This window comes from Actinoplanes sp. NPDC026623 (assembly GCF_040638275.1).
Taxonomy (GTDB): domain Bacteria; phylum Actinomycetota; class Actinomycetes; order Mycobacteriales; family Micromonosporaceae; genus Actinoplanes.
Window position 1 is genome coordinate 1 of sequence record NZ_JBEZXZ010000051.1, and the last position, 19,006, is coordinate 19,006.

A 19,006-nucleotide genomic window follows, 5' to 3' on the forward strand; every position below is an offset into this window, starting at 1 on the left:
GATGTTGTGTCCACAACGCACAGACGATCATGCGGTGGCCGTCCCAATTCCTGCGGGATCCGAGGTCACCTCACGAACGGCGGCTGCCGTACTAGGGCTCATGCATAACCATGCAAGCGGAGTCGGTTGAAGGCGTGACCGTAGTGAGCCGGTGAGCAGTCAAAGATGTGTTGGCTGCGGCGTGACATACCGGGCCTTTCTCACCGTAAGTGTGCGTGTACACCTACCGGGGTTCTTGGTAGGCGCCAACCATCATGGCTTGGCTGGCCCACCGCCGGCCACCTCGTCGAGTTGTTGGCGTAACTCGGCGGCCTCCTCGGCTCGGCCAAGACCGTCGAGCACGTCCGTCAGGGTCCGGTATGCCGAGAAGAGCTGTCCGGCGAACATTTGCGGAAACTGCCGCACGAGTGGCTCATAGAGCTCCACCGCCTCGGTGACCGCTTCCAGGGCCTGGGTGTAGTTGACCTTCACCTTCACGCACACCCACCCGTAAGCCCACAACGACATGGCGAGGTCGGGCAGGGATCCCCGCCCCGTCGGCCAAGAGCTCGGCGGGGAGATGCGCGGTTCCACTCGTACGCGGGCGCGCTTCGCGTGTTGCATACGGTCAGAAGCAGCCGACAATCGGCAAACCCCTCTTCGACCCGACGGCCTGAGCCGTACAGACCGGCCTCACTACCGGAGGAGCTATTGGGTCGTCACCGGTACTGACGCAGCTGAGCGGCTCGTACCCCGTCGCGTACCTCGGAAGGGAGGTCGACCACCGCGATCGTGACGCCGAGATCCCGCAACGCGTAGGCCGCCCACGACTTCGACGTCGGCAGAAACGGCTTGGCCGCGAGGGGATCGGCGAGACACAGATACAGCCGGGGCCTCGGTTCTATCTTCGTCGCGATCCACGTCAGCTTCAGCGTGTCGGCAAGAACCTTGTGCTTCTGCGCGACCTTCGGCGGCCCTTGGTGGGCCCAGCACTCCACCAGCACTGTGCGTTCGGCGTCAACCCCGTCGACCTCGACACGCGTGCCGTCGGCCACGTCGATACGGGTGGGCTCGAGCGCGACTCCGAGCTGAAGGCCGAGAAGATCGAGCATGACCCGTTCGGCGTCACGCTGCTCGCGAGAGTGCCCCGGGCGCGGAAACCAACGCCGGGTCACCGGTCATGGCGATCGGCTCCGGCGCGGCATCACCCTCGTGCCCCACCGGCCCATCCGTCTTCGCCGGGATCAGCGTGATGGCGTTGCCTGTCAGCTCGTTCACGAGCTTCTGATCAGGCCCCGAGTAGCGACGGACGACGCCCTCACGTTCCAGCGCCCGGCAGATCTGGTTGACCTGCTGCCTCGGATAGACCTGGGCGAGAGCGGAGAGCCGGTCATCGTCCAGCGGACGCCCACCACGGCGCAGCGCTTCCAGGATCCGATGGCGATTCGAGGCGACTGACATCCAGTAAGTATCAGTCTGGCTATGGCCAGAACCTATTTCCCCGCGCCGCGGGGCTCTCCGCCCACCGGGCACGCCCAAACGCGGTGCAGGCCGAAGCTTGCACCGCGCTTTGTCAGCGGCATGAGAGTGAGGCTTTCCGAGTAACGGCCGTTGACGTTGGGTGATGGTCTTCTTCAGGTGGTCCGGCCGTGCTCGATGTGCAGGATTACCAGGGCTGCTGCAGTGATCCGGCTGATGGTCCAGGGGCAGAGGCTGACGTTGCGGAGAGCTTTGAAGGTGGTCTTGAGCAGGGAGTTCCCGCGTTCGCCGATGGCGCGGACGGCGTTGTGGGCTCGGTTGAACTGCTGCTCGATGGTGGTGCAGGACCGGTTTTTCGGTTTCTTGAACGCGACGGTGATGGTGGCCTGTTCGCCTTCGTAGCCCAGGTCGCCGAGCACACGTAGGTCGTCGTCGGTCCACGTGGTCAGTAGCGGCAGGATTTCGCTGTGGCGGCGCAGGGCGGTGGTGTCGTGTTCGCGGCCGGGTCGCACGGGTGAGGTCCAGAGCGGCCAGCCGTCCGGTGCGGTGATGACCTGCACGTTCCCGCCGTGGTTGTCGTGCTTTCCCGACCACCAGAGATCCACTCCTGGGGTCGGTCCCGGGGTGCGGCACCGGTCAGTCTCGATCAGCGTGCCGTCGATGTTGACGTGGGCGTAGCCGGCCATTTTCGCGGCGAGCAGGACCGATGACAGTCCGGGAGCCTGGCCGGCGAGCACGGTGAGACCCTCGTGCAGGTAGGCGTATCCGGTCGACCGGCTGACCTTGTTGTCGGCGGCCAACTGGGTGATCCGGGTGCCGTCGAGCAGCCAGCGCAGCACCAGGATCGCCTGCCGGTAACAGCCCAGCGAACGGGTTCCGGTCCTGGTCGCGAGGCGTCGTCGTTCGGCGTTCAGCAGACCGGACAGGAACAACACGGTGTGGCCGGACACGGGCAGGACAGCGGTGTATGTGACACTCATGGCGGCGCAGGACCCCTTGGTGTGAAGTGTTCCGTGAGAAGTCCACTTCCTACCGGGGTTCTGCGCTTTTTCGTTGCACCACAACAGGTTTGGGCGTGTCCACACGCGATAGGAAGACCGCCACCCAGAGCGCTCAGGCCGTTACTCGGAAAGCCTCATTTAACTCGATCTTGGATCGTCGCTCGCGGCTCATAAACGACCGCCGGGTCGTTTCGGTCGCCTCGAAAAAGTGTTGCCAGGCACCTATCGGAGCCGGCGGGAAATGAGATCTCGGGTCTTGTCGGAGAGCTGCTTCGCAACGAAATCATTGAGGCGCTCGGGATCGGGTTCTACCCGGCGGGCCTCCTCGCGGTCCTCCCAGGTGTTGTAGTCCCCTGGGACACCGGCCGTGATTACGCCGATGCCGTGTGCCCGAGCGGCCTCGGCAACGTCAGCTACGTCCTCCTCAAGTTGCTCAGCCTGGTCGGTGGGCACGTGGAGAAGCACGTACGAGTGGGTAGCCGAGCGGCGGTGCGCAAGCGCTTCGTATACGGCCTGGACGTTGATCGCGTTGGCCGCCTTGATCTCGAAGGTGGCGACCTCCAGATACTTCCCGGGCACGTAGGCGAAGGTGCGTACTTCGACGCTGACGATGTCCGGGCGCGACCATGTACCGCCGGTCGCTCGCCGGCCTTGCAGCGCAGTGATCTCCACCGCGAGCGGATCTCGACGGTGGTCCTTGGCCCAGTCAGTCGCGATGACCCGCCGCATTGGATCATAGAGGGCGAGTTCGTTCTTGATTACCGCCTCGACCGTGGCGGCCGTCGTCGCCGGATCAGCGTTGGCTTCAACCACGACGGCGACGGTTCGTTCCTCGGCTGGCTGCTCCGCCGGGACACGCCGCACCACGCCGCCGCGGCCGCGGCCTCGCACGATCAAGGCGAGATCCACGAGTGCGTCGCGGGCCTGAAAATATCGATCAGTGTCCCAGCCAAGCTTCTTCTGCAGGATCGGATTGCTCATAGACGTCCCGTCTGCCGGGATCGCCATGAATAACGCCTGCTGATCGCCATGAAGCGTGGTGGGATCCACTGTCATGGCGTGATGGTACAAGCGCCGCTGAGGCGGCGTGTATAGCTCCGACGCTGGCCAGCGACGATCGGTTTGGCCTTGCCGGTACCGTCAGGAGCCGTGATCACGCAGTACTTTCCACCGGCGGTCGGGCACCTGACCGAAGCCGGTCGTGCGAGCAACGAACTCGTCGCGGCGTGGAACGGACTTCTGGATGCGGGCTTGTTCGACACCGGCGTCATCACGGATTCGGACGAGGGCGGCAGCGGCGCAGGCACGATCGTCGCCTATGCCGACTTTCCCAGCGGCGCACGCGAGCAGCTCACCGCGGTCTTCCGGCGCTACGTCGATGAGCTGTGGGCCTGTCTCGATGCGCTCGTCACCGAATCAGTAGCAATCTTCACCATCCACCATCGTCTCCGATCACCCAGCAGCCCCCGTTTCTTCCCTGTGGCCGACTCGGAGGAAGGGTTCGGCGCCCTGCTGGAGCAGGCATGTCTGGACGGTGTGCTGGAACCCCAGTTCTCCCTGATCCGTGCCTCTCAACCCTTTCGCCGCGAGCCGGAAGACCTACATCTCGATGAGCTCCGCGCCGGCTTGAGATACCTCGTCGGCTGGTCGAACGGGCTCGACCAGGGGTCGCTCGTCGGCGCGTGGGCCACGGCCGTCGATCCCGAGATCTACGTCGAACCACCCTCCAGCGCTGTCTTCGTTCACCCGAGCCCGCCGGGTGAACTCGTCGACGAGCGGGTCGTGGCCAGGTATGCGATCGACGGCATGCCGCCGGGCGCCACGCTGTCGGGACGCGCCGGAACCTATATCGACGTCGCGTTCCCGGATGGATTTCTGCCTGCCGGACCTGAGGACACGCTCAACGAGCGGCTACGCCGTACCACTCACGCGGTGCGGACCTTCGCCGTCGCATTCGCCAACATCGTCAAGGGAACACCGGGTTCCAAACGGTTACCACACAGTGCCAGCACGACACCGGACACGACGTGGATCGAGGCACACCGTTCATTGCGGCGCTGGAGTGCGGACGAGTTGCAGGCCGTGGCGGACTCCGAACTCGGTCTGGCCGTTGTCCGGGACGCGGAAGCCCTCACCTTGATCATTGCCACACCGCAGGGAACCTTCGAGCGGATCATCCCGGATGCGAGTCCGCTACCTCAGCGCGCACCTCGCGGTACCGCGGCAGAGTGAACCGATAAACCACGCCACGCGGTGGGAGGTTCTCATGACGCCGGGACTGTTCAAGCAATGCGGGTGCCGCGACGCCGGCACCCGGCGACGGCTGCGCACGCGTTGTCCCCGTATCGGCGAGCGCGGGCACGGCACCTGGTACTACCGCTGCTACATCGGAGATCTGCTCGACAAGCCGGTCCAGGTTAGTCACGGCGGCTACCGCACCCAGGGCGAGGCCCGGCAGGCCCGCACCGCACATTGCAGGCCGAGTCCCGGAAGCAGTACGCCGGGCACACCTGGACCATCGCCCGGTGGCTGATCTACTGGCTGACCACCCGCACCTCGATCAGGCCGACCACCCACGCCATTTACACCCGCCACGTCCGCCAGTTCCTGATCCCCGCGATCGGACACCTGCGCCTGACGGAACTCACCAGCCGGCACCTGACGGCGATGTTCGCCGAGCTCGCCGCCGGCACCACCCCCCCCGCCGGGCTGCCCCGCTCGCCGGCCACCCTGCAACGCATCCGGGCAACCCTGCGCGCCGCCTACAACGCCGCGATCTTAGAAGGCATGATCACCGATAATCCGGCCCGTCGGGTCGAGATGCCCGCCGGCGCGACCCCCAGGCGGTGGTCTGGACCGAAGGGGCGCGTCGAGGACTGGCACACCGACGGTGTCCGCCCCGGCGTCGCGGTCTGGACCCCGGCGCAGCTGACCGAGTTCCTCGAGTTCGCCCCCGACGATCCGCTCTACCCGCTGTGGTGGCTCATCGCCCTACACGGCCTACGCCGCGGTGAGGCCGCCGGGCTGCGCTGGTACGACGTCGACCTCGACGCCCGGCAGCTGACCATCACCAACCAGCGCACCACCGTCGGCTACCAGGTCATCGAAGGCCCACCCAAATCCGCGGCCAGCCGCCGCACCATCGCGCTGGACCAGCGCACCGTCACCGTGCTGCGCGCGCACCTGCGCCACCGACGCGCCCAGTACCTGCTCACCGGCCGGACCTGGCGGGCCTCCGGATACGTGTTCACCCGCTCGGACGGACGGTCTGCCGTTCCACCCGAACTACTTCACGAAACGCCTTCGCTTACTGACCGACCTGTGCGGCCTGCCCCCGGTCCGGCTGCACGACCTGCGCCACGGGGCGGCCAGCCTCGCGCACACCGCCGGCACCAACCTCAAGACCGTCCAGGACCAGCTCGAGCACGCCAGCATCGTGCTGACCGCCGACACCTACACCAGCGTGCTGCCCGCCGCCCAGCACAAGGCCGCCGAAGCCACCGCCCGACTCATCCTCACCACCGCCCGCAACGCCCGCGCAAAGATGACCGCCAAGAACCGGCGCCGCCGGCCCGGACCGCGCCGAGGCCCACCCAGACGTCCACCACACCACCCCGCGCTAACACCCCGACCGGCGTCGAAACCGCAGGTCATCCATGAAGGAGCAGGGCCGGTCAAGTGCTCCGTGGCTGGATGGCTTGTGCTCTTTGCCCTGGTTCCGGGCTGTAGAAGCCCGTGCGGGGGTAGGGCTGCGGGAGTGAAACTCCGCTGGCCGAGTTGAATGCGGTGAGGGGCGCCGCAGGCGCCGGTTGTCGTGGTGGCCGCGTTCACCGTGGTTCCGGGATATCAGTTCCGGAGGGCAGGCCAAGGGCTCGGCTGCCGGTCATCCATCCGCCCGCCAGTTGTTCCGGGGGCATGGTGATCTACGGCCGTGGCCGGGTGGGATCAATCAGAGTCGCGACCACGCCGCCGGTGGGCGGGGGTCAGACCTGCGCACGATCTCGCATCCGGTCACGTTCGAGCCTGCTCACGCCGCAGCCTTGACCTGCGGGGCGAGGGCGCGGATGTGCCCGTCACGCAGGCCGTAGTAGACCAGGGTGAGCAGCTTACGGGCCACCGCGACGGTGGCAACGTTCCGGCCTCGGCGTTCAGCGATTCGGGCCCGGTTGCATATCAGCCAGCCGGCCGTGGCGGGGATCTTCTGCGCGGCTTCGATCGCGGCCCACCGGACCAGACCACTGCCCTGCTTGGTGATCGGCCCGCGCCGCACGGTGGTGTCGGACTCGCGGTGTTTCGGAGTCAGCCCGGCCCACGACACCAGATGAGCGGCGTCGTGGAAACGGCCGGCTTCGCCGATCTCCGCGACGAACACCCCGGCCAGCACCGGGCCGACCCCGGGCACCGCCTGGACCGCGAGATATCCCCGGTCGTGGCAGAGCCGGGCCCGCAGCTGCCCGGACACGACATCGATTTCGAACCCGAACGCGTCGATCAACCGCAGATACGCGTGCACCCGCGCCCGGTACGGGCCGTCCAGCCCGGCCGCCTCGAGCAGTTGCCGGCCACCGACACCGAACAGATCGCTGACCTGGATGTGCAGACCTTGCTTGGCCAGCACCGCGTGCACACCGGCTTTGAGCCCGGACCTCAACGCGACCAGCTTGGCTCGGTGCCGAACCAGCTCCCGTAGGTCCCGCACCGCCGGCGGCGCGACATAGGCCTCCGGGAGCCGGTTCATCCGCAGCAGATCCGCCAAATCGGCGGCGTCACACTGATCGTTCTTCACCCGCCGATACGCGAATCCCTTCACCCCGAGCGGGTGAGCCAGATGCACCCGGGCACCGGCGTCCTGCAACACGTCGACGGCCCAGTACCAGCCGTAGGTGGCCTCCAGGACCACCTCCGGGTGTTCCCCGGCCTTGCCGATCTCCGCCACCAACCGCAGCGGATCGTTATCGATCCGCACACACCCGAGCTGGTCACCGGCCTCGGACAGACGCACGATCACCGACCGGCGCCGGTGCAGATCGATACCCACGACCTGCCTACCGTCGTACTCTTCCTGCATGGCGGGGCCTCCTTCACCGTGAGGATTAGTGAGCACCCCGAGCATCTCGCCGGGAGTCACGAGGAGCGAGGCCCTGCTCCTTCATGCCATCAGAGAGCTGTGACGAAGCAACGCGACACCCAAATGCACCCGAAACGGTCCAAGCGACAACGAGTGACCAACAAGCGACCAGCCTCCACAACGGACAATCACGTCCGGGGAAACCGCAGGTCACCCCGTCGAACGGATCTGGGTCGCGCTGAAACGACAACTCGCGAACACCTTCACCGCGTCCATCACCGACCGGATGCCCTAAACACATGCGTTCTTCCAACACCGCACCAACGCCCAGAACCTAACCACCGCGGCACCCTGGACCTCGCCCTGGCTACCCGAGGTTACGGGAAGGAACTCTGGCCAAGGGCTTACGCTACTTGACTGCCGCCTTCAACAGGATTTGCACCTTCGCGGGAAATTGCGGATCATCTACCATTACCGAACAATGCACGGAGCCATGAATTCCGATGAACTGAAGTCGGACGTGCTCGTTCGGGTCATGCAAAACTAACCACCCCGACGGACATGACAATGATGCTTCGAAAAGCAGTTCGGGCAACGTCGCATTGGGTACCGACTTCCATACCTCACACTCGACAGGGCCATCAACACCGGCCTGCACTCCAAAGATGAGGGAATTGCCCTCTATATGCCAGTTACTTGTTTCTGGGTCCCAGTCCGAGACATCGTCGTCACTTCTCGCATCTCGCAAGATTATAGATCCGTGTTCGACCTTCGCCAGAAATGCAACTACGGGGCCACTGGCTACCATTCCTTTTTGCTCCTCTCTTGTGAAAGCTGCGAGACGACACCACCCTGCCGTCTGGCGCAGGGTAGGCAGTGAGGATACGCCGTCTGAGGGCTCCCGATATCAACGAGACTCGTCGGTGGCTGGTGATCTGGGATCCAATCCCCGTCCTTGGTGCCAGGGGTGGTGGCCGGGCAGGTATGGCAACCGTGATTGTTTCCTGCTTCGTTGACCAACTCTCGAACACCCGGCGCTTCGATGTCGCCCCTCACTAGGGCTACTCCCGTACGGGCGTTTGGGCCAGCACCCAACGTAAGGTCAGCCTTCTGGCATGCCGTTGCGTTGTGAACAAGAATCGGCGTTCTGCCAGCGAGTACATAGTACGTGTGGAGTACGTCAACCTCGAGGTTGTATACGGTGACTGTTTCCTGGTAGCTGTAGTCGGCGCTGTCCAGGGTGACGTGGCGTCCGTCCGGAGTTAGCAGGTGCGCGCCGGGGATGAGCGTGTCTGCGCGGGTCCAGGACCGTGTGTCGTCGTTCCAGACGGGGTGGCCGTCGGTAGCCGTGACGTGTGCGTCGGCCGTTCCGTCGTTGTCTACGTCGAGGCCCAAATCGATGAGCGCCTTGGCGCCGTCGCCCTTGATGAGGGCCACGACCGGGAACGTTCCCGCCTCGCCCGTCTCGGGGTCTGCGGAGACAACCTGATCGTCGAGGGTGACGTCTTCGATTGGCTTGCGATTACCGTTCGTAAGAAGGACCAACGTGCCTGGGGCGAAGCTGTTGGGGCAGCCCTTCGTTTTGACGCCGCCGACGATGGTTGCCGCGTCGAGTCCTGCGAGGGCAGCATGTCCGACCCCGCCGGCGACGTCGCCTTCCTTGTAGTCGTTGTAGATGGCTTGGCCTTGGCCGACAAGGTCAATGACGGCAAGGGGCCTGGCGAGTGCGCCTTCGACAGCTCCGACCGCAAGTGATTCGGCGAAGTCGGTGCCGCTGTGGATGTCGCCGTTGAGGGCGTCGGTGGTTGCTTTTCCGGCGGCTCCGGCAGCGGCCATGCAGACGAGGGCGCCGCCGCCGATGGTGGCGCCGGTGCATACGGAATAGGCGGCGACGCCGACGGCGACCCCGGCGATGGTGTTCTTGTTCTCGACTACCCAGTCCCAGCCGCGACTGTAGAAGGGCTTGTGTTTGGTCGGCTGGGCGGTGGAGCCGTTGTTGCCCTTGGTGCATCCGTTGCCGTTACTACCGCCGGTGTTGCCGCCACCGCCGGTGTTGCCGCCACCGCCGGTGTCGCCGCCACCTGTATTGCCGCCACCGCCGGTGTTGCCGCCGTTGCCGGTGCCGCCGGTGTCGCTGGTTCCGGGGCCGTTGTAGCCGGGGCGTTCGTCCGGGGGCAGCATCAGCCCGGTGGGGTCGGCGTAGGAGATCGGGTTGTTGGCGGCGTAGGCGTAGCCGGACAGCTGTTGCGGGTCGCCGGGTTCGAGGACCGGGTCGAGGCTGATGAACATGCCAGTGCTGGCGTCGTAGGAACGGGCCCCGATGTTGACGAAGCCGGTGGTGTCGTCGGCGGGCTTGTTGAGGAAGGTGCGGTTGTCGTGCCAGTCGGCGCTGGCGCCGCGGGTTTCACCGAAGGGGGTGAAGGCACGCCAGGTGGGGTTCTGGGCGGTGTAGTCGAGGACGAGCTCGACGGTGCCGTGCGGGTCGGCGATGTCGAAGCCGTAGGCGTTGCCGCTGCCGGTGCGGTGCGCGCTGCCGCCGCCGGGAAGGCTGTAGTAGCGGACGCCGGTGACGGTGCTGGTGGCGGTCTTGAGCTTCAGTTGGCCGTCGGGCAGGTACAGCGTCCAGGTGTCGGGGTCGTGCTGGGACAGCAGTTGCCCGTCTGCGCCGTAGGTGTAGGCGCTGGTGCCCTTGGTGGTGGACGCGACGGAGGCGAGTTCGCCGGTGTCGGTCCAGTTCAGGCTCTGGTCGCCGAACTCGGTGCCGGTGCGGGTCTTGAGGTTGCCGAGGCTGTCGTAGCCGTAGCCGGTGGCGGTGGTGGTGGTCAGGGTCCCGCCGCCGGTTTGCGGGGTGACGGTGGTCGTGGTCGCCGAGCTGAGGATCAGTGGTCGGTCGGTGTCGGTGTGGGTGTAGTCGGTGCTGGCCTCGGCGTCGATGTCGGTGACGGCATGCTGGGTCTGGTTGGTGCGCCGGCCGATCGCGTCGTAGGTCCAGGTCGTCCAGTAGGCGGCCTTCGCGTCGAGCGGATCCCCGACCGTCGTGTGGCTGTCTTTGGTGGGTGTGGCCGCACAGGCGTCGATGGCGGTCCAGGCCGCGGCGAGTCGCTGCACACGGTCGTATTGGTAGCAGCGGGTTTCGCCGGTATCGGTGGCACCGAGGCGGGTCTGGGTTTCGGAGGCGATGTTGCCCAGGACGTCGTAGTCGTAGGTCTTGGTTTCGATGTTTCGTTGGGTGGCGGTGGAGGCCCGCTGCACGGCGCGCTTGATGACGCGGTCGGTGTGGTCGTCGTAGGTGTTGGTGATGTAGGCGACGTTGCTTCCGGAGCCGATGGTGGCCTGCTCGACGCGTCCGTAGGCGTCGTAGGAGGTTTCGTTCTCCAGGCCGGTCAGGGCGGCGGGCAGGTCGAGGAATCCGTTGTAGGTGCTGGTGAGGGTCTGTGACGGCAGTCCTGCTGCGGGGATGGCGGGGTAGGTGTCGCGGATCTTGAGGCCGGTGAGGGAGCCGTAGGTGTGGCTGTAGGTGTAGGTGCCGGCCAGTGCCCCTTCGGCGGCGGGGATGGTGGCGGTCTCCCCCAGAGATTCACCGAAGATGTTGAATCCGGTCGACTCGTTGACGTACGCGGAACCGCTCACCCCGGCGACGTAGGTGGTGCTCTTGGCGAGTTTGCCGATGCCGTAGGTGAGGGTGGCGCTGTCGTAGTCCCAGTGCGCCGTCTTCGTCGCGTCGCTGCGGTCAGCGAACGGGGCGGACCACTGATCGGTCTTGCGGTTGATCGCGTCATACGCGTACGAGATGGTGTGGCCGGCCTTGTCGGTGGTCTCGGTGACGTTGCCGACGCTGTCGTAGGCGCTGGTGCTGTCACCGGCGACAGGGTCGGTCTTAGCGACCGTCTGCCCGATCAGGTCGTAGGTGTTGGTCCAGGTGTTGCCGGCGTTGTCGGTGACGGTGTCCTGCAGGCCGTGTCCGTCGAATCCATACTTGGTCTTGGTGACCGTGCCGCCACTGACCGTGTAGGTGCCGGTGAACGTGTTCCCCGGGGCGGTTACGGCCGGGACGCCGGTGTACTGCTGCAGCTCGGTGGTGCGTCCGATCGGGTCGGTGACGGTGGCCTGGATGATGCCGCCTGCAGAGGCAGCCGGGAAGGCTTTGGTGTGATCGCCGGCCTGGGCGGGGAAGGTGGTGACGCGGTCGCCGTTGTACACGGTGTGGGTGGTGGAGACGACCACACCGTTGTTGGTCGATTCGTCGGCGATGACCCGGCCGAGGCCGTCGTAGAAGTAGGTGTCACCGCTGGGCACGGCGGCCTGCAGGGAGCTCGCCGTGACGATTGTCGTGTTGGGGGTGGTGGTGTTGTCCCACCACCTGTTGTTGCGGGCCTGCACCCAGCCGCGGGAGTCGTAGAAGGTATCGGTGACGACCCGTCCGCCCTGCGGGGTCGGGGTCTGGGTCTGCCGTGGCCGCATAAGGGAGTCGTAGAGCAGGGTGGACACGATGAACCCGCCGGTGGAGTTCATCTTCCTCGTGGTTACCGAGGTGACGCCGGTCTGCGACACGTCGTACAGGAAACTGGAGTTGGGTGTCGCCGTGATCGCGCGCGAATCGGTCCAGACTCCGGTGAGCCGGCCCACGGTGTCGTACTCGACGGTGGCGGTTCTTTGGTTGGCGTCGGTGCTCGTCCGCACCAGACCGCGGGCCGGGTCCAGGGTTTGGGTAGCGGACTGGGTGAGCGGGTTGGTGACCTTGACGGCGGTGACCAGGCCGTACGCGTCGTCGGTGTAGGCGGTCGTGGTGGTGTGCAGGTTGCCGTCGGTGGCGGAGGTGATCCGCCCGTAGCTGTCCGTGGTGGTTTTGCCCTGCAGTGCCCACACGAACGCACCGGCCTTGTAGCCGGTGGCCTGCTCGATCATGGTGGACCGGCCGATGGTGGGGACCGTCGTCAGTGACGTGGCGCCGTCGTAGTAGGTGCGGTTGGCCGCCTTGACCTGGTCGGGCCGGTTGACGTTGGCCGGCGCGGCGAGGTTGTTGCCGGAGGCGGGCAGGGTGGTGGGGTTGCCGGCGGTGTAGCCGGAGCAGGCTACCGAGTCGGTTTCGGTGAGGTTGGCCAGCCCGACGAGGTTCTTGGCGGTGTTGACCGGTGCGTAGCCGGTCACCGTGCACGAGTCGTAGGCCGCGTTGGCCGGGACGGTGTGCATGTAGGTGGCCTTGGCCAGGCCGAAGGTGTTGCTGGTGGTCGAGTCGTCGTAGCTGGTCTCGTTCGCCGTGATCCGCCAGCTGGTGGTGGAGCCTGAGGTGATCCGCTGCCGGGTCCAGGTCTTGGCCGGGGCGACGACCTTGGCCTCCAGATCGGGCAGCCCAGTACGGGGGCGGCTGGCCACGGGGGCGGACACCCAGTACGAGGAGATGGTGCTGGAGTCGATGACTCCGGCGTCGCCCTGGTAGGTGGTGTCCTCCAGGACCTTGCCTTGCAGCTCGTCGAGGTCTTCGTGCTCGCCACCCTGGGAATCGGGGACGGTCACGACCGCGGTCGAGTTGTTCTTGCTCATTCCCTGGTAGTAGCGGGTGAGGTGCTTGGTCTTCGGGTCGTTGACGCCGTCGCCGTCGGTCGTGGTGACGGTTGCGTAGCCGTGGAACTGCCCGTAGCTGCGGTACTTCTTCTTGACGACCTCGTTGACGTCGTAGTGCCAGGCCAGGGCGCCGTAGCCGTAGGAGGAGACCTTCGCGACGGCGCCGCCGGTGGCGTCGTACTCGGCCACCCGGGTGACTGCGTACCGGTTGAACCAGTCGTTGACGGTGGCAGAGCCGCCGGGGGTCCACCGGACCGGGAAACACGACTTGATGTTGGTGGCCGGGGTGGGTTTGTTCGAGGTCGTACACGGGTTGGTCAGCCCGTAGTCGATGCCGATCACTTCGCCGGACTCGGTGGTGATCGCGCTGATCCGGTTGCGGTACAGCAGCGGCAGCACCACGGTGGTGGTGTCGACCCGGTTCTGCAGGGCCGTCGCGGTGAATCCGATGCTCGGCATCGTGATCGCGCTGGTGGAGCGCCCGGCACGCTGGTCGGAGCCGGTGCGGGTGATCTTCGACAGCCACAGCGTGGGTGCGGCGGTGTCCCCGGTCCTGGCCGACGGAATGGTCTCGGTCAGCACATGGCTGTCGACCGTCTGGTAGCCGGGGGTGGCGGCGGTGGTGTTGTACTGCTGCGTCGTGATCGACGTAAGCCGCACGGTGGAGAAGAACGCCGGGCCTTGGGCGGTGCATTTGGCGCCGGAGTCGCAGATCAGGTCGAACGGCACGTCCGGGAAGTTCGAGGCCGTGCTGGCGGTCAGCGAGGTGCAGGTGCCGGTGAAGCACCGCGGCCCGGTCGCGAAGAGCACCTTGTTCGGGACCAGGCCGTACGCCTGCCCGGCAACGAACCCGTAGTTGATTTCCCTCAGGTAGGTGTCCCGGACGTACGACGCCATGGTCGCGCCGAGGTTCTGCCCGTAGTAGTTGGTGTGCTTGCCGTAGTAGTACGACATCGCGTTGCCGCGCACGTCGGTGACGTAGTCGAGGTTCCACCGAAGACCCATGGAACACACCGATCCGGCCCAGGTCGCCGCGCTGCGGTGGTAGCAGGGGTCGGCGGAGTGGGCGGAGAACACCGGGACGGTCTGCACCGAGTTGGTCACCGTCTTCCCGCTGGCCCAGCCGGGTAGGTGGTTGAGGCCGAAGGAGTAGGTGCTGCCGTCGCGGGTGACGACCTTCCAGTAGTCGTTGTCGTAGGTGCCGTTGGCCAGCGACGAGTCGGTCGTCCGCGTGATCACCGCGCCGCTGTCGTTGCGCTCCCGCCACTTGCCGGTCGCGGCATCCTGCACGAGCTCGGCGCTGCCGCCGTTGAGCGACATGGTCACGATCGGCCCGTCGTAGCACAGGTCCGAGGTCTTGGACGGCGCGGGGGAGCCACCCGGGTCGTCGCTGCAACTGGCGTAGGTCCACTCGATGTAGGAGGACGGGGTGGACCAGCCGTCGCCGGCCCAGCCGGCCTGCGCCTGCGAGGAGGAGGTCTTGCCGTCGACGCTGGCCGAGTCATAACTCAGCGACAGGTCCGGCTGCAGCTGTGTGCGCGCGGGCGGGACTGCGATCGGGTACGAGTAGTTGAACGACCCGGACGAGCCGCCCTGCGTCCAGCTACCCGTCGGTGACAGGCTGGTGGCCTGATAGGAGCCGCCGGGGGCGCCGCCGTCTGCGGACGACGTCGCCGCGGACGCCATGGTGGCGGCGGTGGCGGTGTCGGAGGTCGACAGCGCCAAGACCTGGCTGGTCGCTGCGGTCAGCGCGACGGTTCCGGTGACGGTGCTCTTGGCGGTGTTGTTCTTCGACACCACGCCGGTCTGCTGCTGGCAGGCCGGCACGGTCGGAGTGGTGAGCGCACACGCCGGCAGGGTCACCAGGTGAAGCCGGGAGCCGAAGTTGCCGCCCTCGGCGTTGACGAAGCCGCTGTAGTCGACGGTCACCGCAGCCCTGCGACTGGTCTTCGCCTTCAGGGTGAAGATCGTGCCGTGGATCCCGGCCTTGGCTGCGACGTCGTGCGCGACGGTAGCGACCGAGACCGACCCGGTGCCGGTCTTTCCGACGGCCTGCACGCTGATCGGGGTGCCGGTCGCCTTGGTCGCGGCTCCGGACGAGGAGCTACCCGTCGGCACCGGCGGCGTGACGTCTACGACTTTCGCCGCCGGCCACGTCTGGCGGTCGGCCTTGTACGGGGTCGCCGCCGCGTCGCTCAACGCGTGGCGTTTGGCAGCCAGCGCGTGCACGTTCTTGGCCGCCTTCACCGCCGTGACCTTCGGCGGCGTCAGATCGACGTCACCGGTCACCGGCCGGGCGGACCCCTCCCCCGCCGATGCGAGCAACAGCGCCGTGACCACGGCGCCAACGAACGACATCCGGTGCAGGCTGCCACCCACCACATGTGACATCGCACCCCGACGTGACCTCATCACACACACCCCGCGACTATCCGTAGGCCCCCACGGATCGCCGCAGAGCCCAGGCCGTTTGGATCAGAACCTCGAAGAAAGAAAGAAGAAGCAGCATTCCGGCCGGCCGGGACTACCCGGCCGGCCGAACCGAATCACCAGGTCAGCTGCTGGCGCGTCTGCTCGATCAGCGCCGTCCCCGCGGAGTTACTCAGGTGCGCGAGGGCTACACCGATCCCATTGATCACCCGCACGTCAGCGACAGCGTCCGCATTGACGTCGACAGCCTGGACCGTGCAGACCGCGGAAATCGACAGCGTCGACGAAACCTGCACCGACGAACCGACCGTCATAACCGCCGATCCGTCGTCGTTGTCCTGGTAAGTCAGCTCGCTCCACCGCCACACTCCGGCGATGCCTGGCCGCCACAAGAACAGCTCCAGGCCGTTGGCGGTCTGCGCTGACGCGATCCGCCACTCCGACCAACTCGTGCCGGCCACCGGTGGGGTGAGCAGGTCCGTCGAGTCGGCCGCGGCGTGCAGGATCTGACCCATCTGATAGCCGGCGGCGCTGACCCCGTCGCTGGGGATGACCTCGAGTACCGGGCCGACCGCGGAGGTGGCGATACCGATCAGGTCCGGCACCACTCCGGCGGCGACCGACGCGTCAGCCGGGTGGCCGACCATGTTGCCGCCGTTGACCACCCTGGTCGGGACGCCGAGCTCGATATCCGGATTCGTAATGTTGTCGCTGGTGAACTTGTTCACGTCTTCCGGATCGTCTGGCAGCAGTGTCCCGTCGGCGTTGCCCGGGATGATGACTCCCGTCCCGGCCTCGGTTGAGGAGCCGTCGCTGTTGGTCACCGCCTGCGGGTAATAGACCAGGACGTCCTGGACCGACGCACCGCGGAAGTGCCCGACCAACGCCTGACTTCCCGCGAAGTCCGCCGAGGTGCCGACGGTGGTCAGGCCGTTGCCGTTGGTACCCACATTCTTCGCGCTGGTCGCGAGCACCCCGGCGGAGCCGGTCCCGACGGCGGTCCACAGGCCTGTCTTCGGCGTACCGGTGGCGGTCCCGACGACCGTCATGTCCGGGATCCCGTCGGTGCTCAGGTCGCCGTCAGCCGCCACCGCAGGCGCCGCCGCGGGGAACGAGGAGTCGTTAGGGTACGTGCTCACGTTTCCGCCGGCGGACACCGCAGTGACCTTCAGGGAATTCTGGACACGTGTCGGGGTGACGGCGATGGTCACGGCGCCACTGCTGTCCGCCCTCGCCGGCTGCTGCGCCACCCCGTTGAGCAACACCTGATAGGTCACGCCGGTGCCGGCCACATCGAAGTGCGCGACCTGTCCGATCGTGTGGTCGGTCTCGACCGCGGTGACTTCGGTCTGGCCCGGACGACTGGCATCGAAGCTGAACGAACAGGACGAGCCCAGGGCACTTTCCGCAATGCCGTCCCACACCCGAGCCCGCCACGTGAAGACCTGCTGGACGCCCGCCGCAGCGTTTTCCAGAGTCGCCTTCGGCACAGTCACGACGGCCTGGGTGTACTTACCGAGCGTGGAGCTGTAATGCGAAGGGATGTAAGTATCCGAGGTTCTGCCGTCGTTGCTCTGCCAGAACCGGGTGCCGTTCTTGTACATCTCGAACCCGACGCCCACGTTCTGGTGATCCACGTCCGACGGAACCACCTGCAACTTCACGTTCGCGTCACCGACGATCGCGCCGCCGGCACAGGCAGTTGCGGGCGACGTCGTCATACTCGACGCCGGCGGCGCCACCGGGGTGTGGTTGTAGAGCGTGGTCAACGATCCGTAGTCACCCGAGGTGTTGACCTTCGGGGAGAACTTCTTCCAGCTGTCCCTGTCCGACTCATCCGCGTACAGCCCGACGGTCACACTGGAAGCCTTGTCCGTCTTGACCACAGTGTTGATCAACGCCGTCGTGTCGAAACTGAGGTTGCCCGAAGGACAGCTGGCGCTGTTCCCCTTCGCAGCGGACACCGAATCGACGAAACTGCCCTTGGCCGGCTGGTTGTTCCACGTGGTCGAGGAGCTGATCGCCTTGGTGCGGTACAGGTTGACCGCCGTCTTCGTGCAGGAGCCCGACCACGTCTCGGCGAGCTGCAGCTCCGAGCTGGAGATCGTCGCACCGTTCAGCGTGGAATACGGCACCGACAACGTGACGAACGACCGCGCCTTGAAGTACGGCGAAAGCCAACCCTCGTAGCCGACCTTAAGCTCGCTGGCCTTCCAATAGCTGGTGGTCGGGTAGTTCGACGCCACGTGCGTCCATGACGTCGATGAACCCGAGGCGGACTTCTTCGGCGCTGTAAAGCCGGGATCGATGTAGAGCGGATACACCGTGTCCACCGAGGTCAGCAGAGCGCTGTCCGGCACGAGCGTCAGGCTCACGTCATCCACCGTGACCTGCACGGGGGCGACCCGTGCGTCAACGCCCGCGCTCCTGGCCGTCGAGGTGGCGGGCTCGCCGCTCGAAGCGTCCACGAGCCTGCCGGTGGAGTCCGTGCTGGTCGCCCGCCCAGCCGAGACGCCGGAATCCCACATCGTCGGAGCCGGCGCCGACACAATGAGCGTCCCGCTGCTGTTACGACCCTCAAGGTTGCCGGCCGCGTCCGCACTGAGCTGAAGGTTCTTCGTCTGCGTCCCCCACCGCAACGATCGCAGCTGCGGATTCGCCGCCGCCTTGGCGCTATGCACCACGAAGACCTCGGTGAACGAGCCGTACTCGTCACCCGTGACAGTGAGATCGATCCCGGGCCAGATGTTGGCGTAGGTGGCCGTGGCCCCACTGATCGTCGGGTTCGGCAGCGACATCGGCAGCGACGTCGGCGGCGGCATCAGCAGCGACAAGGCCAGCGACGACTCCCCCGAGTACATCGTCACCAACGGCCCGCTACCACCACCGGAAAGCCGCAGACCACCAGGGATCACCGCCGGCGACCACGAGCCGTCCGCATTCGGCCGTAGCTCCGGGTTCAGCGACCGCCATTGTCCGGCGACGTTCTTGCGCACCGGCGCCAGCGCCTGCGTCAACGCCAACTGGCCGTTCGGACGCGCCTCCAGCGAATCGGTCTCGGTAGTGTAGGCCGCAACCTCCACGGGTTTACCGGTCGCGGCGGCCTCCCGCAAGGCCCCCTCGACCGTGCCGGCGTCGTCGTCACCGGACACCTTCGACGCGACGGCCGCCGGATCGGAGGTCGGGACCGCAGCGGAAGCACTACTCGCCGGCACCACCAGTACCGATGTCAGCAGCGCCACCTCAGCCAGCACCGAAAGTCGGCGTAGCCGCCGTCTGCGGTTGGGGCCACTGTGCGCCCCAAAGCGACGTCCAGGCACAACAGGAGACACACCCATCACCCCGCGTAAGTTGATCAACGGGCGGAGACTATACGGAGCGACGGCGCTAGAACAATAGCGATAGATTTATACCTTCACATGCATCACATCGATCGGTCCGAAGCGATGCTTGCACTCCATTAATGTCTACCTTGGACTTCATGCCT

Annotated in this window: 10 protein-coding genes and 1 pseudogene; 3 read left to right on the forward strand and 8 right to left on the reverse strand. The window is 66.3% G+C overall.

Features of this window, described 5'->3' with window-relative positions:
- Positions 1–252 precede the first annotated feature (252 nt).
- The 5 genes from AB0F10_RS17475 to AB0F10_RS17495 form a co-directional block, all read right to left on the reverse strand.
- The gene (locus AB0F10_RS17475) at positions 253–477 is read right to left on the reverse strand and encodes a hypothetical protein (protein ID WP_360625315.1); all 225 of its coding nucleotides are present in this window, start codon (positions 475–477) and stop codon (positions 253–255) included.
- A 221-nt stretch (positions 478–698) separates the two neighbouring features.
- On the reverse strand, positions 699–1,091 hold the full coding sequence (locus AB0F10_RS17480; RefSeq protein WP_360625318.1) for a hypothetical protein: 393 nt from the start codon (positions 1,089–1,091) through the stop codon (positions 699–701).
- A 13-nt stretch (positions 1,092–1,104) separates the two neighbouring features.
- Positions 1,105–1,440: a hypothetical protein gene (locus AB0F10_RS17485; RefSeq protein ID WP_360625321.1), complete on the reverse strand. Its 336-nt coding sequence runs from the start codon at positions 1,438–1,440 to the stop codon at positions 1,105–1,107.
- Positions 1,441–1,613: 173 nt separating this feature from the next.
- Positions 1,614–2,438: a transposase family protein gene (locus tag AB0F10_RS17490; RefSeq protein ID WP_360625324.1), complete on the reverse strand. Its 825-nt coding sequence runs from the start codon at positions 2,436–2,438 to the stop codon at positions 1,614–1,616.
- 243 nt (positions 2,439–2,681) lie between these two features.
- Entirely contained in the window at positions 2,682–3,515 is an 834-nt protein-coding gene (locus tag AB0F10_RS17495) for a hypothetical protein (protein ID WP_360625327.1), read from the reverse strand.
- 93 nt (positions 3,516–3,608) lie between these two features.
- Between AB0F10_RS17495 and AB0F10_RS17500 the strand changes: the two genes are divergently transcribed.
- The gene (locus AB0F10_RS17500) at positions 3,609–4,691 is read left to right on the forward strand and encodes a hypothetical protein (protein ID WP_360625330.1); all 1,083 of its coding nucleotides are present in this window, start codon (positions 3,609–3,611) and stop codon (positions 4,689–4,691) included.
- A gap of 1,096 nt (positions 4,692–5,787) precedes the next feature.
- Positions 5,788–6,240, forward strand: coding sequence for a hypothetical protein (locus tag AB0F10_RS17505; protein ID WP_360625438.1), 453 nt, complete (start codon positions 5,788–5,790; stop codon positions 6,238–6,240).
- A 246-nt stretch (positions 6,241–6,486) separates the two neighbouring features.
- Here the strand turns inward: AB0F10_RS17505 and AB0F10_RS17510 are convergent, their stop codons facing one another.
- Complete coding sequence (locus tag AB0F10_RS17510; RefSeq protein ID WP_360625333.1) at positions 6,487–7,572, reverse strand: IS110 family transposase; 1,086 nt, start codon at positions 7,570–7,572, stop codon at positions 6,487–6,489.
- A gap of 166 nt (positions 7,573–7,738) precedes the next feature.
- Between AB0F10_RS17510 and AB0F10_RS17515 the strand changes: the two are divergent.
- A pseudogene (locus tag AB0F10_RS17515) lies at positions 7,739–7,944 on the forward strand (IS630 family transposase); the annotation flags it as partial.
- Positions 7,945–8,328: 384 nt separating this feature from the next.
- On the opposite strand, the gene AB0F10_RS17520 reads toward AB0F10_RS17515, so the two are convergent.
- Together AB0F10_RS17520 and AB0F10_RS17525 are read right to left on the reverse strand one after the other, a co-directional pair.
- The gene (locus AB0F10_RS17520; RefSeq protein ID WP_360625336.1) at positions 8,329–15,447 is read right to left on the reverse strand and encodes an RHS repeat-associated core domain-containing protein; all 7,119 of its coding nucleotides are present in this window, start codon (positions 15,445–15,447) and stop codon (positions 8,329–8,331) included.
- A gap of 188 nt (positions 15,448–15,635) precedes the next feature.
- Entirely contained in the window at positions 15,636–18,773 is a 3,138-nt protein-coding gene (locus AB0F10_RS17525) for a hypothetical protein (protein ID WP_360625339.1), read from the reverse strand.
- Positions 18,774–19,006 lie beyond the last annotated feature (233 nt).

What these genes read in the sequence shown, in the direction of transcription:
- AB0F10_RS17480 (WP_360625318.1), bottom strand. Translation starts at nt 1,091, where the DNA reads ATGCTCGATCTTCTCGGCCTTCAGCTCGGAGTCGCGCTCGAGCCCACC.
- AB0F10_RS17485 (WP_360625321.1), bottom strand. Translation starts at nt 1,440, where the DNA reads ATGTCAGTCGCCTCGAATCGCCATCGGATCCTGGAAGCGCTGCGCCGT.
- AB0F10_RS17490 (WP_360625324.1), bottom strand. Translation starts at nt 2,438, where the DNA reads ATGAGTGTCACATACACCGCTGTCCTGCCCGTGTCCGGCCACACCGTG.
- AB0F10_RS17495 (WP_360625327.1), bottom strand. Translation starts at nt 3,515, where the DNA reads ATGACAGTGGATCCCACCACGCTTCATGGCGATCAGCAGGCGTTATTC.
- AB0F10_RS17510 (WP_360625333.1), bottom strand. Translation starts at nt 7,572, where the DNA reads ATGCTCGGGGTGCTCACTAATCCTCACGGTGAAGGAGGCCCCGCCATG.
- AB0F10_RS17520 (WP_360625336.1), bottom strand. Translation starts at nt 15,447, where the DNA reads ATGTCGTTCGTTGGCGCCGTGGTCACGGCGCTGTTGCTCGCATCGGCG.